At 44.9% G+C, this 16346-nt stretch carries 15 protein-coding genes and 1 pseudogene; 13 read left to right on the top strand and 3 right to left on the bottom strand.

The window, feature by feature from the left end; genetic code table 11:
- The first annotated feature begins 46 nt into the window (after nucleotides 1-46).
- The 8 genes and pseudogenes from HT574_RS04695 (at nucleotide 47) to HT574_RS04730 (ending at nucleotide 5747) form a co-directional block, all read left to right on the top strand.
- Nucleotides 47-2059, top strand: coding sequence for a putative bifunctional diguanylate cyclase/phosphodiesterase (locus tag HT574_RS04695; RefSeq protein ID WP_175243638.1), 2013 nt, complete (start codon nucleotides 47-49; stop codon nucleotides 2057-2059).
- Nucleotides 2060-2154: 95 nt separating this feature from the next.
- The gene (cdaS, locus tag HT574_RS04700) at nucleotides 2155-2766 is read left to right on the top strand and encodes a sporulation-specific diadenylate cyclase CdaS (protein ID WP_175243639.1); all 612 of its coding nucleotides are present in this window, start codon (nucleotides 2155-2157) and stop codon (nucleotides 2764-2766) included.
- Nucleotides 2767-2781: 15 nt separating this feature from the next.
- Nucleotides 2782-3087: a DUF5634 family protein gene (locus HT574_RS04705; protein ID WP_017437605.1), complete on the top strand. Its 306-nt coding sequence runs from the start codon at nucleotides 2782-2784 to the stop codon at nucleotides 3085-3087.
- 99 nt (nucleotides 3088-3186) lie between these two features.
- Nucleotides 3187-3666 (top strand): GNAT family N-acetyltransferase, encoded by a 480-nt coding sequence (locus HT574_RS04710; protein WP_254698559.1) that lies wholly within the window; start codon nucleotides 3187-3189, stop codon nucleotides 3664-3666.
- A gap of 1 nt (nucleotide 3667) precedes the next feature.
- Nucleotides 3668-3763: pseudogene (locus tag HT574_RS04715) on the top strand (peptidase E); the annotation flags it as partial.
- A 202-nt stretch (nucleotides 3764-3965) separates the two neighbouring features.
- Nucleotides 3966-4589: a histidine phosphatase family protein gene (locus tag HT574_RS04720; protein ID WP_175243640.1), complete on the top strand. Its 624-nt coding sequence runs from the start codon at nucleotides 3966-3968 to the stop codon at nucleotides 4587-4589.
- Nucleotides 4590-4762: 173 nt separating this feature from the next.
- Nucleotides 4763-4942: a hypothetical protein gene (locus tag HT574_RS04725; protein ID WP_175243641.1), complete on the top strand. Its 180-nt coding sequence runs from the start codon at nucleotides 4763-4765 to the stop codon at nucleotides 4940-4942.
- 130 nt (nucleotides 4943-5072) lie between these two features.
- Nucleotides 5073-5747, top strand: a complete 675-nt coding sequence (locus HT574_RS04730) for a sensor domain-containing diguanylate cyclase (protein WP_254698560.1) — start codon at nucleotides 5073-5075, stop codon at nucleotides 5745-5747.
- A 160-nt stretch (nucleotides 5748-5907) separates the two neighbouring features.
- On the opposite strand, the gene HT574_RS04735 is transcribed toward HT574_RS04730, so the two are convergent.
- Genes HT574_RS04735 through HT574_RS04745 form a run of 3 tightly spaced genes read right to left on the bottom strand, consistent with a single transcriptional unit; the run spans nucleotide 5908 to nucleotide 8252 of the window.
- Nucleotides 5908-7302, bottom strand: coding sequence for a ferrous iron transporter B (locus HT574_RS04735; RefSeq protein WP_175243642.1), 1395 nt, complete (start codon nucleotides 7300-7302; stop codon nucleotides 5908-5910).
- Complete coding sequence (locus HT574_RS04740; protein ID WP_175243795.1) at nucleotides 7271-8005, bottom strand: FeoB small GTPase domain-containing protein; 735 nt, start codon at nucleotides 8003-8005, stop codon at nucleotides 7271-7273. Before HT574_RS04740 ends, HT574_RS04735 begins: the two co-directional genes overlap by 32 nt.
- Complete coding sequence (locus HT574_RS04745; RefSeq protein ID WP_175243643.1) at nucleotides 7992-8252, bottom strand: FeoA family protein; 261 nt, start codon at nucleotides 8250-8252, stop codon at nucleotides 7992-7994. Before HT574_RS04745 ends, HT574_RS04740 begins: the two co-directional genes overlap by 14 nt.
- 278 nt (nucleotides 8253-8530) lie before the next feature.
- Between HT574_RS04745 and HT574_RS04750 the strand changes: the two genes are divergently transcribed.
- The 5 genes from HT574_RS04750 (at nucleotide 8531) to HT574_RS04770 (ending at nucleotide 16210) form a co-directional block, all read left to right on the top strand.
- Complete coding sequence (locus tag HT574_RS04750) at nucleotides 8531-10519, top strand: acetoacetate--CoA ligase (RefSeq protein WP_175243644.1); 1989 nt, start codon at nucleotides 8531-8533, stop codon at nucleotides 10517-10519.
- 124 nt (nucleotides 10520-10643) lie between these two features.
- Nucleotides 10644-12866 carry a helix-turn-helix domain-containing protein gene (locus HT574_RS04755; RefSeq protein WP_175243645.1) on the top strand — a complete coding sequence of 741 codons (2223 nt, stop codon included), beginning with the start codon at nucleotides 10644-10646 and terminating at the stop codon, nucleotides 12864-12866.
- Nucleotides 12867-12967: 101 nt separating this feature from the next.
- Nucleotides 12968-13828, top strand: a complete 861-nt coding sequence (locus HT574_RS04760; RefSeq protein ID WP_175243646.1) for a 3-hydroxyacyl-CoA dehydrogenase family protein — start codon at nucleotides 12968-12970, stop codon at nucleotides 13826-13828.
- A gap of 82 nt (nucleotides 13829-13910) precedes the next feature.
- On the top strand, nucleotides 13911-14690 hold the full coding sequence (locus HT574_RS04765) for an enoyl-CoA hydratase/isomerase family protein (RefSeq protein WP_175243796.1): 780 nt from the start codon (nucleotides 13911-13913) through the stop codon (nucleotides 14688-14690).
- A 167-nt stretch (nucleotides 14691-14857) separates the two neighbouring features.
- Complete coding sequence (locus HT574_RS04770; protein WP_175243647.1) at nucleotides 14858-16210, top strand: MFS transporter; 1353 nt, start codon at nucleotides 14858-14860, stop codon at nucleotides 16208-16210.
- Nucleotides 16211-16346: the final 136 nt, after the last annotated feature.

Consider the following 16346-nt stretch of genomic DNA (forward strand, 5'->3'; position numbering starts at 1 on the left):
AGAAGGCAGCTTTGCTGAAAAATGATTATGGCGAGGTAATTGTTGTATGACCAGTAAGTATGCTGCTTATTTCCACCATTTTGCCGAAGCAGTGGCCATTTTTAGCACTGAAGGGGATATGCTATATAGGAACCCTGTGTTTCAGGCGCTGTTTAGCGCCAATGAATATGATGATCAAGCACTGGCATTGATGGCGGAAATACCGTTGCTGCAAGCAGTCAAAAACGGCGAATCAATTGATCATATTGAATGGACGATCAGAACCTCTGCTGACGATATAATCCTAGTTCGCGCTTCATTTTCGCCCATTGTCAACGAACAGGGGGAAGTCGATGCGTTTTTATGTGTATGCCGCGATGTGACGAAAGAAAAGAAACTCAAACAGATGTTGGAAGAAACGCAGCAACGCCTGCAACTAGTTGTGGAGCATTCTACCGATTATATTCTCATTTTTTCTAATCAGCGTGAGCTCATATACATACCTTCTTTATGGAAGAAAGAAGAAATGGCAAGTTATCCTTGTTCATATGAAGATATTTTTCCGTTTATCCATCCTGATGATTTGCCGATCATTAGGCAAAAGTTCGATGAGCTGTATCATACATATAAGGCGCAAATCGCCGAGTTTCGCAAGCGCGACCGGAGAGGAAATTGGATATGGATGGAAGCTCATGGGAAAGCGATTGTCAATGAACAAAATGAGCTTGATTATGTCATTGTAACGATCAAAAATATCGGCGAACGGAAGCGATACGAAGAAAAACTGCGCCAGCTCGCTTATTTTGATTCATTGACGGGAATTGCGAACCGCAGCCATTTTGAACGGTACATAAAACAGCTGGTCGAAAGCCAAACCGCATTTGCCTTGTGCTATTTGGATTTTGACAAGTTTAAATGGATCAATGATCATTTTTCCCACCAGGCGGGCGATTACTTTTTGCAAGAAGCGGTAAAGCGCGTGCAAAGCGTGCTCAGAGCCGAAGACTTTTTTGCCCGCATTGGCGGGGACGAATTTGTCTTGTTGCTTCCTAATGTGACAAAAGAGGAAATGGCCAAATTCGCTGATAAACTGGTGACCGCGTTTCATCAGCCATTTTACTACGAAAAACAGCTCATTCAGTCGACGCTGTCGATGGGAATCGCGTTTTTCCCAAAAGACAGCGATCGCATCGAACAAGTGATGAAATATGCGGACCAGGCGCTGTACAACGTCAAAGAGCAGGGAAGAAATGGTTATGCATTTTATCGCCCGACCGAAAATCGGAAGGCGGTGATTGAGCAAGATTTGCCGTTTGCGATTATGTACGAGCAATTTTATTTATGTTACCAGCCGAAGATTAAGCTTGGCAGCGGCGCGGCAATGGGAGTGGAAACACTGCTGCGCTGGCGCCATCCGTCTCTTGGTGAGATTCCGCCGCTGGAGTTTATTCCGCTGGCGGAAGCGAGCGGGTTTATTTTTGAAATTACGTTATGGGTGCTAGAGCATGCCTGCCGGCAAGTAAAAGAATGGCAGATGAAATGTCCAGGATTGAAGCTGGCGGTCAACTTATCACCGTTTTTGTTAAATCGGCCGGAATTGATTCATCATGTGAAACATATTTTACATGTGACAAATTTTGCCCCGGAACATTTAATTTTGGAAGTAACCGAGAGCGGTTTAATGGAAAATATTGAAACAGGAAAGAATATTTTAACAGAATTAGAAAAGATAGGGGTTCAAGTCGCTATCGATGATTTTGGCACCGGCTTTTCTTCACTAGCATATATTCGCAACCTGCCAGTGTCATTACTAAAAATTGACCGCAGTTTTATTCAAGGAATCGCAGAAAACTCGAAAGACACGACGATTGTCGATACGATTATCCATTTGGCCAAAAGCCTAGACATTCAGGTGTTGGCGGAAGGAGTGGAAACTTATCCGCAAGTAGCGTTGTTAGAGCAAATGCACTGCGATTTTGCGCAAGGGTTTTACTTTAGCAAGTCATTGGAGGCAGAAAAACTGCAACAATGGCTCGAAGAATACAACCGATCGGTGTGTGAACGTGATGATCCCTTCTAATGCCTACTATTAGAAGGGATTTCTTTTTATTTCCATTTGTTTTTTCCCGGAAATGCCACACACTAATAAGTAACCAATAGTGATGGGGGAATTTCATGTTTCAGGAGTCATTACCGCTTGACCAACCAATGAAGGAGCAAATTCTTCGCTCTTTATATGAGATCACGGCAGAGGTCGAGGCGATCCACCACGCGTTAGCAACGGAAGACTGTTGCATATTGTCGCGGTTAGAAGTGTTGCAAAAACGCATTTTAGATGTGCAAACGACGGCGGCTTCGTTTTATTTGAAATCATATCTATCTGCATATACACCGCATTATACTGACTTATCTCTTGCCGCGAAGCATTTAGCGGAACGCCGTCATGGCGCGCTTATTGTCATTGAGCGGAACGACCCGCTCGATGGTTTATTGCATCACGGCATTCCGGTCGGCGCGAAAGTGTCCCATATGCTGCTAGAAGCGATTTTTTATCCAGGCAATCCGCTTCATGACGGAGGGACGCTCATCCGTTACGACGAAATTGTCTCCGCAGGCAATATTTTACCGCTTGCGGAGCGTGTGACGACGAAGAAAAAATTAGGCACCCGCCATCGCGCAGCGATTGGATTAACGGAGCGAAGTGATGCGCTGGTGATCGTCGTCTCCGAAGAAACCGGTACCATTTCGTTTGCCATTAACGGACAATTACACGTATTGCGTCCATGAAGAGGAGGGAGAAAAATGGAATTTGCGCCAAGAAGCGTGATTATCAATGAGTTTATTGACACGCTGCAGCCGTTGATGGATGTTTATCACTTGGACCAAGTCGGAATTTTCGAAGAAGAAGGCGAAGGGAACAAGTATTACATCGGCTATACAATCAATAAAGATGATGAAATGATTGTTCTTCATATGCCATTTGTCAAAAATGAACGCGGTGAGCTGGCGCTGGAAAAACAAGAATGGACGATTCGGAAAGATGGGCGGGAACAAAAAGGGTACCAATTTCTGCAAGAAGCGATGGACGAAATTACGAATAGACGATAAAGAAGACGGTTTATGCTTCCCGCCGAGATCGTCTTCTTTTTTTGTGAAGAAAAAAGGAAAACGAAACGATCATCGAGAAGTAAAAATGGATAGCGCATCATGAAACAGAAAGGAAAGAAACGCATGATTCAGGAGATAGACATAGCGGCCAGAGAATGGGCGGAAGCAGTGCTGAGCCTTCAATTGCGCTCTTACGCTGTCGAGGCGCGGCTGATGGGATTTGCGGACCTTCCGCCATTGCAAGATACAGCCGCAACGTTACAGCGGTGCGGGGAACGGTTTTTTGGATATATGAAGCAGGGACAACTGGCAGGAGCGATTTCCTATGAGCGGACAAAAGAGACCGTGCACATTTGCCGCTTGATGGTGGATCCCGACTTTTTTCGGCAAGGGATCGCAAGCGCCTTGATCGAATTTGTATGCGATAAAGAACAAGATGCGAACGAAATCATCGTGATGACAGGAAGTACGAATATGCCGGCGCTTCGCCTATATGAACGCCACGGTTTCCGCGAAATCGAACAAATAAGGATGCCAGAAGGGATTTGGATGATCAAGCTCGTAAAATGGCTGAGCTGATATGAGGAAAATCATCGTGCTTGGAGGTGGCGGATTTTCCATGAAGCCGGAAAATCCGCTGTTAGATTGGTATATTTTGAGACAAGAAAAAAGAAAGCCAAACAATGTAGCTGCTCTAGCTCTCGAACCAATGCGAAAGCGTACCGCTTGCGCAAAACGAACAAGGAGTGGAAGAAATCGAATGGGAACGATGTATTTAGGAGAAGGAGAACTAGTATGAGTGAGTATTTGATAATGAAAAAACAAAAACTGAAGCCGGCGGTGGAACAATAGGAAACAACAGGAACGGGGGAATGAGAATGGTAACGTTATATTTAACAAGACACGGAGAAACCGAGTGGAACGTTGAAAAGCGGATGCAAGGGTGGCAAGACTCGCCGCTCACGGAAAAGGGGCGGCAAGACGCGATGCGGCTTGGAAAACGGCTAGAAGCGGTCGATTTGAACGCGATTTACACCAGCACGAGCGGACGCGCGCTCGAAACCGCCCAGTTGATTCGAGGAGAGCGGCTGATTCCGATTTATACAGCGGAACAGCTTCGGGAGATTCATCTTGGCGATTGGGAAGGAAAGACCCATGAGGAAATTAAAGAATTGGATCCTATTGCGTTTGATCACTTTTGGAATCATCCGCATTTATACACACCGCGGCGCGGCGAGCGGTTCACGGATGTCCAAAATCGGGCGTTTGCCGCTATCGAGAAGATCGTTAAGCGCCATCAGGAAGGAAACATTTTGGTTGTAACGCACGGCGTCGTGTTAAAAACGCTTCTTGCTCGTTTCAAAAATGCTTCGCTGCGAGAGCTTTGGGATGGTCCATATATGCATGGAGCGAGCATCACAATCGTACGGGCGGACCGCGGAATGTTTGAAGTGGTTGCCGAAGGAGACGTGGCGCATTTGAAAGAAGTAATAAGGAGATAAATGGATGCAACCATTTCTTAAGAAGCCTCCGAATTCTAAATAGGGCGTAGGTGGAAGATAATGCATAAGCGTCTATGATGATGGAACTTATGTGAAAATGTATAAATTGTTTACTTGTATAAATTCTAATATGATTATGGTGTCCTTTATCAAATGATCATAAGGAGGAAATTATGGAAGTTACAGGATGCCATGATCTCAGGGTAGTAATCCTTTCCATTGTCATTGCTGTTGTTTCTTCTTATCTATTTCTTCATGCATCGTTGAGAGCTATGCAAAACGAAAGAGAAAGAATAGGTTGGATATTAGCAGGGACAGTGACAATCGGTTTAGGGATTTGGCTTATGCATTAACGAAAGCATTAAGCTAATCGAGCCCTTGGCCAGCAAAAGAAAGATAAAAACAGAAAAAAGATATTGTTGGAAATTTTATATGGAAATTTTTGTATAATCAAGCACAAGCGCCGAAGAAAATGAGGCAACGTTGGCAGAAAGCGTTAGGCGTTCAGTCCCCTTTTATATAGAAGAGCTTCTCAGACTTGATGGGAAAATGATTTATTCAGAAGTTTTGCTGTCTTCCATTGAGTATGGGGGAGAACCGGCGATTCAAGGGATTTTTCGCGATGTCACGGAAAGAATTAATTATGAAAGGCAACTGGAATTTTTAGCGTTTCATGATCCTTTGACAGGTTTGCCAAATAGAAGATTATTTCTAGATATTGTTAGCCAATCCATAGAAGAAGCGAAGCAGACAAAAAAAGGACTGGCCGTTATGTATTTAGATATGGATCATTTTAAGGATGTGAATGATACGCTCGGCCACGATATTGGCGACCAGCTTCTAAAACGCTTCGCCAAAAGATTAAAGGAGAATATTGGCACGAATGCCGTTCCTTGTCGCATTGGCGGAGATGAGTTTTTAGTGCTGTTCAAAGATATAAAAAAACGGGCGGATATTGAAAAGCTAGTCAGGAGGTTATATAAAAACATTCAGGAACCTTATAAAATTAAAGAGCACGAAATTAAAGTTACCATAAGCATTGGGATTGCGGTTTATCCGGCTGACGGCACTACCCCGAAAGAATTACTCCGGCGTGCCGATCAAGCCCTTTATGAAGCGAAAATAGAAAGAAATAGTTATAGATTTTATATACAATGATTTTTTGGCTTTGCGGAATATGTTGCCCCACGAGGGAAATGGCGGGAAGATAACCCGGCCGTTTTTACCGGCATTTTTGACAGAACGATGGGCAAATCAACTGGAATGACAGCAACACGCTAAAACCCCCGTTCCCTAAAAACAAGGAAACGGGGATTTTTCATACAATGCCAAACCATTTGGCAAGTTGCGCTGTGAAAAATGTGACAGCAATAGCGACGCTTGTCGGAAGGGCAAACGCAACAAACGTCCATTTTTTGCTTTTGGTCTCTTTATAAATATTAACGAGCGTGGTGCCGCACGGATAATGAAGCAAGGAAAACAGCATCATATTGAGCGCGGTCAGCCACGTCCAGCCGTTGTCGACGAAAATTTGTTTGAGCGAGCGGAGGCCATCGACTTCCGTCAAGGAACCGGTGGATAAATAGCCCATTAATAAAATCGGCAGGACGATTTCATTCGCAGGCAGCCCTAAAATAAACGCCATTAAAATATAGCCATCAAGTCCAAGCGCTTTGGCAAAAGGATCGAGCCAGTTTGCCAAATAAGCGAGAATCGTCGTGTCGCCGATATGAATATTTCCGAGCACCCATGTGATGACCCCAGCCGGAGCGGCAACTACAATGGCTCGTTTTAGCACATAAATGGATTTGTCCAATGTAGCACGAAGAATGGTATCCCATATTTTCGGGCGCCGGTACGGCGGCAGTTCTAATGTGTAATGGGTCGGGATGCCGCGCAATGCCGTTTTTGACAACACCCATGAAACCGTCAGCGTAACGACGATGCCAAACAGCACCATTGCGACGACAACACTAGCGGTGACGAATGTTTTCCATCCGCCTGTGTAGCTTGCCGCCATAAATAGAGAAGATAGTAGGATCAATGTCGGCCAGCGTCCGTTGCAAGGGACGAAATTGTTCGTTAAAATCGCCAGCATTCGCTCGCGCGGCGATTCGATGATGCGAGTCGACATAACGGCAGCGGCGTTGCAGCCGAATCCCATTGCCATCGTGAGCGATTGTTTTCCATGTGCGCCTGCCTTTTTAAACAAGCGGTCCATATTGAAAGCGACACGCGGCAGATAGCCGTAATTTTCAAGCAGCGCGAAAATTGGAAAGAAGATCGCCATCGGCGGCAGCATGACACTCACCACCCAGGCTGTGCCCCGGTATAAGCCTAACACAAGCAGTCCATATAGCCAGTCAGGCGCATGGATCGCTTGAAAGAACAGCGTTAAATAGCCTTCCACCCAACCGAAAAAGCTTGCTAACATACTCGACGGAATATTCGCACCGGCAACGGTGATATAGATGACGATGGCCAGCATCACGAGCATGATCGGAAATCCCCATAATTTTGAAGTAAAAATGCGGTCTAACTTCTCCGTTTCATATTGTTTTGCTTGATTTGTATAGGTAACCGTTTCATTGCAGATTGCTTGGGAGGTGCGAAAAATCGCCGCTACGATTTGTTCGCGCGTATCCGCAGGCGTTAGCGCTCGCGCTTCGTTCATCAGCTCTTCAAATCGATTTTGCGGGACCGTGGCATGCATATATAGACACCTCCTTTACAGATGGAAGTGGTTGCTGCTGGAAAGCGCGAAGCAAAGACATATCTCCGTCAAGCAATCGAAGCGCGACCCAGCGGGCAGGGTACGCATCTCCAATGACTTCTTTCACGCGCGGAATGAGCTTTTCAATACATTGTTCAATTTCTGGACTGTACCGGACGGTAATCGGGTTTGTTTTGATTTTTCTGCGCACCATGGAATCGATTGTCTTTAATAACGTGTCGATTCCTTCTTTATTGCGCGCGGAAATCGGGATGACCGGCACTCCTAATGTTGCCGCTAGTTTCTTGGTATCGATGCGGATCCCTTTCTTTTTGGCTTCGTCCATTAAGTTCACACAGACGATGACGTTGCTTGTCATCTCCAACACTTGCAAGGCGAGATTTAAATTCCGTTCCAAAGCGGTAGCATCGAGTACTACTATCGTAATATCGGGCTTTTCAAAAATAATAAAATCCCGTGCCACTTCTTCATCCGCTGAATTTGAATAAAGCGAATAAGTTCCGGGCAAATCAATCATTCTGTAGCGGTTGTTATTGTACGTAAAAAATCCTTCCGCATGAACGACCGTTTTTCCTGGCCAATTTCCGGTATGCTGGCGCAATCCAGTCAGAACATTAAACAATGTGCTTTTTCCGGTGTTTGGATTTCCGGCAAGCGCAATGGTATATTCATTTATTGCCATCATATATTCTCTCCCCATAAATATGGTCACTTTCTTCTTTCCGCAACGCAATCGTCGTATTGCATACACGATATGCGGTCGGGTCTCCCAGCGGGCTTTTTTGCAGCACTGCGACTTCACAGCCGGGCACAAATCCTAAATCTAGCAATCTTCGCTTCATGATGTCATCATTTATATCCAGTTTCGCAATGCGGAAACGTTCTCCCGGTTCAGAGTCGGATAAGCGAGAAATTTTTGCTCGTACCACAATAATTTCCCTCCTGTTAATAAGTTTCCTTTGTATTATTTTTTTTGCCTAGACCAACTTTTGTTTTATCTTATTCCTGCTTTGAATTTTTGTCAATCATTTTGTTTCGCCGTTTTATGACGAATTTCCCTATGTAGATCAGTTTCTTATCATTCACAAATTATATTCTCAATAGTAAGAAGAGATGGTATTATATAAATAGTCTAATAATTCTGTATCATAAACACCAAAAGTCTAAGGAAAGGTGGTGACGTCTGCGTTTTGAAACGCAGATCATCATGAAAGCGATTACGGAAGGAACAGTGCTTTGGAAACCAACAAAAGAGCAAATAAGGAAATCCAACATTCAACGTTATATGGACTGGCTCAAAGAAAAAAAGGGGCTTTCTTTTGAAACATATCGGCAATTATGGACATGGTCAGTCGAGCAGCTAGAAGACTTTTGGGAAACAGTGTGGGAATATTGCGGCGTCAAATCAGCGACTCCATATCAATGTGTGCTAGAAGAACACAAAATGCCTGGCGCAAAATGGTTCCCGGGGGCAACGTTAAATTATGCGGAGCATGTATTCCGACATGTACGCGATGACCGCCCGGCGCTTATTTTCCGTTCGGAGCGCATCCCTTATCGGGAAGTATCTTGGCAGGAATTAAAGGAAAAAACGGCGGCTGTGGCAAACGCTCTCAAAAAAATCGGCGTCAAGCCGGGAGACCGTGTTGTTGGGTATATGCCGAACATTCCAGAAACGGTAATCGCCTTTTTGGCGTGCGCCAGCATTGGCGCAATTTGGTCGTGCTGTTCGCCGGATTTTGGCGCGGGCAGCGTCATTGACCGCTTCCGGCAAATCGAGCCGACCGTGCTGTTTGCGATCGACGGCTGCCAATATAACGGCAAAGAATTTGATAAGATGCCGATTGTCCATGAATTACGCGAAAAACTGCCATCGCTGAAAAAGACGATTTTGCTTCCGTATTGGCGCGAACAGGTGCAAGCACCGGATGATTCCGTGTTATTATGGGAGGATATTATTCAGGAAAAAGGAGAGCTTTTCTACGAATATGTGCCGTTTGACCATCCGCTCTGGATTTTATACTCTTCAGGCACAACCGGACTGCCAAAACCAATTGTCCAAGGGCATGGCGGCATTTTGCTGGAGCATTTAAAGATGTTCATGATTGCGGAAAATATGACAAAGGAGAGCACGTTTTTCTGGTTTACGACAACGGGATGGATGATGTGGAATTTTCTCATTGGCGGCTTGCTGGCCGGGACAACAGTGGTGCTTTATGACGGCAGCCCAACTTATCCGGACGGAAACGTATTATGGGATCTAGCCGAAAAAGCGAAGATTACCCATTTTGGAACGAGCGCAGCGTTTATCAACATATGCATGAAACTTGGACTGAAGCCGAAAGAATCGTACGATTTGTCCCATTTGCAAACGGTTCTTTCTACCGGGTCTCCACTCACTGTTGAAGGATTTGCCTGGGTATACGAAAACGTCAAGGAAGATATTAATTTAGCCTCGTGCAGCGGGGGGACGGATGTATGCACCGCTTTTGTCGGCGGCTCGCCGGTTTTGCCGGTTCGCGCCGGCATCATTTCCTGCCGCGCGTTAGGAGTAAATGTGCAGGCATTTGATGAAAATGGCAAGCCATTAATTAATGAAGTCGGGGAGCTCGTGATTACCGAACCGATGCCATCGATGCCGCTGTTTTTCTGGAACGACAGCAATCATGAGCGCTATATCAGCAGCTATTTCGATACGTATCCAGGGGTTTGGAAGCATGGCGACTGGATTAAAATCGATGAGGAAGGCGGCTGCGTCATTTACGGACGCTCTGATTCCACCATTAACCGCGCTGGCGTTCGCATGGGCACAAGCGAGATTTACCGCGCCGTGGAAGTGATCGACGAAGTGCTCGAAAGCCTGATCATCGATTTGGAAATGATGGGCAGAACCTCGTTTATGCCGCTTTTTGTCGTATTGAAGCCGGGAGCGGTGCTCGATGAGGCGTTGAAAGAGAAAATCAAGCAAGCCATCCGGCAAAACGTGTCGCCGCGCTTTGTCCCGGATGAAATTTACGAAGTGAAGCAAATTCCAAAAACATTAAACGGAAAGAAAATGGAAATCCCAATCCGCAAACTGCTTCTCGGCTTCCCGCTCGAAAAAGCGGTCAATCCAGGATCGATGGCGAATCCGGAGGCGCTTGACTTCTTCATTGAGCTGGCAAAGACGATCGAAACGAAGGCGCATACGAGCTGACGGATCAGATCTCCTCCTTCATGGGGAGGATTAACGAGAGGTTGTTATTAAGTGCCATCGCTTAATAACAACCTCAATGCATGTCGACGATGAGATTTGATTACAAATAAAGGAGAAACGGGGCATGGAGCCAAGCAAGCGGCAAAAACTAATGAAAAAAATTGAAAACCATTTGCGGACGACGGCGAGAAAATTAGTGAAGTTTGATACGGAAGGAGAAGCGTTGCAATACTTGGTCAATTCGTTTCGGGCGGAGCTCGAATGCGATTTAATTGCCATTGTATTAAAAGAAGGAAATGATGTAGTCCCTACATTGTATCAAGGCGACTTTCTATACGGAACGACATATCCTCCTATTGAGATTGCCAGCTGCTCGCCCCGATTGTTTGAAGGAAGTGTAACGTTTCAGGAGATGGAAGGCAACGACACGTGCCCATTAATTGATTTATTAAGAAGGAATGATATCACGACATGGTTTAGTGTCCCAATTAAAGATGAGGAAAGCGAATATGGCATTTGCATGATTGGTTTTCAACGCCATGTATCTTTGCTCGCTGAGGCAAAGCAGCTTTTTGACGATTTTGGCGAAGATGTCGCCCTTGCGATTACGGTGGCCAGGAAAAAAGAAATACAGCAGAGAAAGATGGTCGGCATCGAGTGGATTGCACAACATTTTTCTTTAGATATGCCGATTGAGCAGTTTGTTGAAAAAATTGTCGAACGGGCAGGAAAAGGGACAAATGCGGCCGGTGCCTGTATGTATTTATACCGGGAAGAGGAGAATAGTTTTGTTTTTCATCCCCCTTCATACGGAAGAGTGAACAGCCCGGATCAAATTATAATGAAAAATAACTACCGGGTAAGCGACTATTTTCCTTTCTTAGAGAAACCGGGCGGAGATCAATTAACTGTTCCGCTAGTCGTCAATTTCAAAACGATCGGCGTATTGCATGTCGAGAGGAAAAACGAAGGAAGATTCACCAAAGAAGACCTGGAGATTTTGGACATGCTTGCGAACTATGTTGCCGTGATGCTGGAAAATGTCCGGCTATACCAGCAGGAGCGGGACCATACCCATCGCTTACGCTTTCTGCTTCAATATCAACAAACGTTGATGAAGGAAACGATTCGGCATGAGGATTTTCACGGCATCACAAAAAAATTGAGTAAAATGTTTGCCAAGGACGTCATTTTATTTGACCGGTTTATGCGGCCGATCGCGTATGAATTGGGGCGCTTGAACGAGCAACAATTTCGGGAAATTGTGAAACAAGCGTCAAGTCAAGTAACGCGGCAGAGCAGTATGGGCGGATATTTTCAACTTGATTGCCCCCTAGATGTTTCGGTTGCTGTTTGGCCAATTAACAGTGGGGGAGATGTGGTCGGCTATTTAGCCATTGAATCATATCCGCAAGAAATAGATGATTTTTTTCGCTTGAGTGTCGAATTAGCCCTCAATATTTTCTCTATCCAGTTTATTAAACAGAAGCTCGTTTTTGATACAAAGGAACAGCTTAAAGATAGCTTTTTACATAAATTGTTGACAGCAGAAATTCAGGATGAAGAGAGCATTATCCAGTATGCCAATGTATTTCAATGGAATATTTTTGACGAGCATCGAATCGCTGTATTGCATCTGCAATTTCCCGCCCTCGAGCAGCAACATGCCGATTTGTTAAAGCTGAACGCGGAGAGATCCGCATTATGGGACCAATTAAAAGCGCGGATTGCCATGGAGGATTCGGCTGTTTTATACGGCGCCATAGAAGATAAATATATTTTGATCGTTCCGGCAAGCAAAGAAAAAAAACAGCCAGCGAAATATTGGAACGAGTGGCATCGGCGGATCAATGGATGGATTGAGGCGGAAGGAGTGTCCTGCCGCGCGTTTTTTGGCATCGGGGGAATTACCAAATCGATCAGCGATTATTATTTTTGCTACCGACAGGCGGTACAAGCATTGCAAGTCATTGTCCATAATTTTCAAGGAACGAGTTTGGCATTTTTTGATGAGCTGGGGGCGTATACGGTATTGCACCATTTAAAAGAAATCTCGGCAGCAAAACTGTTTGTGGAGAAATATCTTGGCCCGGTGATTCGATATTCATCGGAAAGACACGTTGATTTGCTGCAAACGATCCGCGTCTTCCTCCATTGCAACGGCAATTTGACAGAGGCTGCAGAAAAGCTGTATATCCACCGCAGCACCCTTCAATATCGGATGGAAAAAATCGAAGAAATGCTTGGCTTTCCTTTAAGCGAGTCGGAGCAACGATTTAACCTGATGATGGCGTTAAAATTATACGATTTATATGGTCTTGACTCCGCAAAAATGATGAAAAGATAAGCTTGTTTTCCTGCATCATGCAGGTATTTTTTTATATTCACCTTTTTTATAATAATTAGCAAATATAAAAAGAAAATTCAAAAAAGAGGAGGATTTGCACGATGATTTCGACCATTGGAGTTGTTGGGGCTGGAACAATGGGAAGTGGCATCGCCAATTTAGCCGCTTTATCAGGGTTTAATGTCATTTTAGTAGATGTCGAAGACCATGTGCTACAAAAGGCGCGATCGCGAATGGAATCATTTATGGACAAGAGTATCGCGAAAGGAAAAATAACCCCCAAGCAAAAACACGAAGCGATGGAAAAGGTGAGAGGATCTACGGATTTGCGTGAAATGAAACATGCCGATGTCGTCATTGAAGCGGTCATTGAAAACATGGACGTGAAAAAAGAAGTGTTTTCAAAATTGGATCAAATTGCTCCTGAACACGCCATTCTAGCAACGAATACTTCATCGATGTCCATCACCGAGATAGCTTCCGCAACCAATCGTCCTAACCAAGTTGTTGGTATGCATTTTTTCAATCCCCCGCAACTGATGAAACTCGTTGAAGTTGTTCGAGGATATAAAACGAGTGATGAAACAGTCGGACAAGCGAAAGAATTAGCTCGAAAGCTGAAAAAAGAGCCGGTTGAGGTCAAGAAAGACTCCCCAGGGTTCATTGTCAACCGCATTATGATCCCACAATTTATCGAAGCGATCCGCCTAGTTGAAGAAGGAGTTGCCTCGATGGAAGACATTGATAAAGCAGTGACACTCGGTTTGAACTATCCGATGGGGCCGTTTACGCTGCAAGATTTTGCCGGAGTCGATATCGGCCTTCACGTCATGGATTATTTTTATCAAGAATTTAAGGACGACCGGTTTGCCGCCCCCTTGCTGCTGAGACAGCTTGTTCGGGCAGGAAGGTTAGGAAGAAAAACGGGAGCCGGCTTTTATGACTATGACGATGTCCAATAAACATCACAATCGGAACGTGCACAGCCAGTGACGTCTATCATTCGTTTTGAATAACACTAGCAAACTTTTGGAGGGAGTTATGATGAACTACGAATTTTTACAATGTGAAGTGGAAAATCAAGTGGCGGTCGTATACATTAACCGCCCTCCATTAAACCCATTGAATACAAAAGTGTTTCATGAGCTATACGCTCTCATCGATGAGTTGGAAGCAAACCGCAATGTCGGTGCCATTGTAATTACCGGAAAAGGGGAAAAAGCGTTTGTAGCCGGGGCCGATATTCATGAAATGCTGAACTTGGATTTAGTGGGAATGATGGAAATGAACAAAGTTTCACGGGCTGCTTTTTCAAAAATTGAAAACGCTTGCAAACCGATCATCGCCGCCATTAATGGGCTTGCGCTTGGTGGGGGATGTGAATTGGCGCTCGTGTGCGATCTGCGCATTTGTTCCGATAAAGCCAAGTTTGCTTTTCCAGAAGTCAACCTCGGCATTATCCCAGGCGGCGGGGGGACGCAGCGCCTGCAGCGCATCGTCGGCCAAGGGGTGGCAAAAGAGCTGCTGTATTTCGGGGAGATGATCGATGCACAACGGGCGCTCGACATTCATTTAGTGAATAAAGTTGTCCCATCTGATCAGCTATTGCCGACAGCGAAAGAATGGGCCGGAAAATTAGCGCAAAAACCTGCAATTGCGATGCGCATGCTCAAAGAAGCGGTCAACGCAGGAGCCAACATTGACTTGCAGTCCGGACTCACGGTGGAAAGCGCCTGCTTCGGAAACGCCTTTGCGACAGAAGACCGGAAAGAAGGAATGCGTGCCTTTGCAGAAAAGAGAAAGCCGGTGTTTAGCGGAAAATAAACATCAGGGTATGCAGTTGGTATCAGAGATGGTTAGGAAGGTCCGCTGCCCTATCAACTTGGACATAGATTAACTACCTTTGGGAGGTGGATTTGTCCTTAACAACTAGCAACCCAAAGGTGGCGTATGACGAGGACAAAAAGTGAATATATGAGGAGGGAGTTAGTATGAAACAAATTAATCCCATCGATGTGATCGACAATAGCCGAGTCCATGCTTTTCATATTTGGCTCATTTTTTGGCTGTTCCTTGTTATCACATTCGATGGGTATGATGTTGTCATTTATGGCGCTTCTGTTCCTTTGCTTATTCAAGAATGGGGAATTTCAGACGTTACCGCAGGCGCCATTGGCAGCTATACGGTAATCGGAACTGCCATTGGCGCGGTATTGTTTGGAATGTTAGCTGATAAAATGGGGCGTAAGAAAATTATTTTATTAACGACATTCTTATTTGGTTTTTTCACATTGCTCTCTGGTTTTGCCCCAACCCCGATTTTATTCACCATCTCTCGTATAATCGCTGGGATTGGCCTCGGCGGCGTTATGCCCAATGTCATCGCGTTGGCGACAGAAATTTTTCCAAAGCGAATTCGTACAGCGATCATCGCCTCTATTTTTTGCGGTTATTCTGTCGGAGCCATTGCTGCAGCATTGACGAGCCGGGCGCTTTTGCCGACGGTTGGGTGGGAAGCCGTCTACTGGATCGGGGGTGTTCCGCTGCTGTTTCTCCCATTTCTAATGAAAGGTGTTCCAGAATCAATAGGGTTTCTTTTAGAAAAGGGAAGGGAAGAAGAAGCAAGAAAAGTTCTTTGGTTGCTTGATCCTAATATCGGCAGTGATGGCGCAGTTGAACTAGTGAAGCCCGAAAGCAAAGTTCAAGACTCTTTGCCTATTGTTAAATTATTCGAAGAGAAAAGAGCTTTTAGCACAGTCATGTTTTGGATTTCTTGTTTCAGTGCATTTGTATTGATTTACTCGATGAATACATGGCTTCCCCGCCTGATGATGAAAGCGGGTTATGATTTGAGCTCTAGCCTTGCGTTTACCGCCGTGATGCAAATGGGAGCGATCATCGGTACGGTTGTTTTCGGTCCGTTAGTCAATAAATGGGGATTTAAGAAAGTCCTTGTTCCTTTATTCTTCTGCGGAGCGATCGCCTTGTCGCTCATCGGCTTTATGAACAGTATGCTAGTCGCTTTTGCTCTAATTGCGATTATTGGTGCTGCCTCGGTCGGCGTTCAAAATATTGCGAATGCGTTTGTTTCCCAATACTATCCGGAAATAATGCGCTCCACTGCTTTAGGAAGTACGATGGCGTTTGGACGAATTGGCGGAATTGTTGCTCCGACATTTGTAGGGATTTTATTATCCTTTAATTTATTACCCCAGTATAATTTTGCGGCGATTGCGAGCGCAGCTGTACTAGGCGGCTTGGCTATGTTATTAGTACAAGAAAAATATGCTGTTTATCATAAAGAACAAGTTGGATCAACTAGTGAGAGAATTACTGTTTCATAAATATTTGCTGTTTTTCGTCACCGTAGGGTATCCAATTCAATTGCAAGGGGAAGCAACCATAAAATTTGAACACTTATTTACGGCTCACATTGAAATAGGGAGACCAATAGACTTTCTTAACAAAATGATGTTTATT

Source organism: Parageobacillus sp. VR-IP, from assembly GCF_013357975.1.
GTDB classification, from domain to species: domain Bacteria; phylum Bacillota; class Bacilli; order Bacillales; family Anoxybacillaceae; genus Saccharococcus; species Saccharococcus caldoxylosilyticus.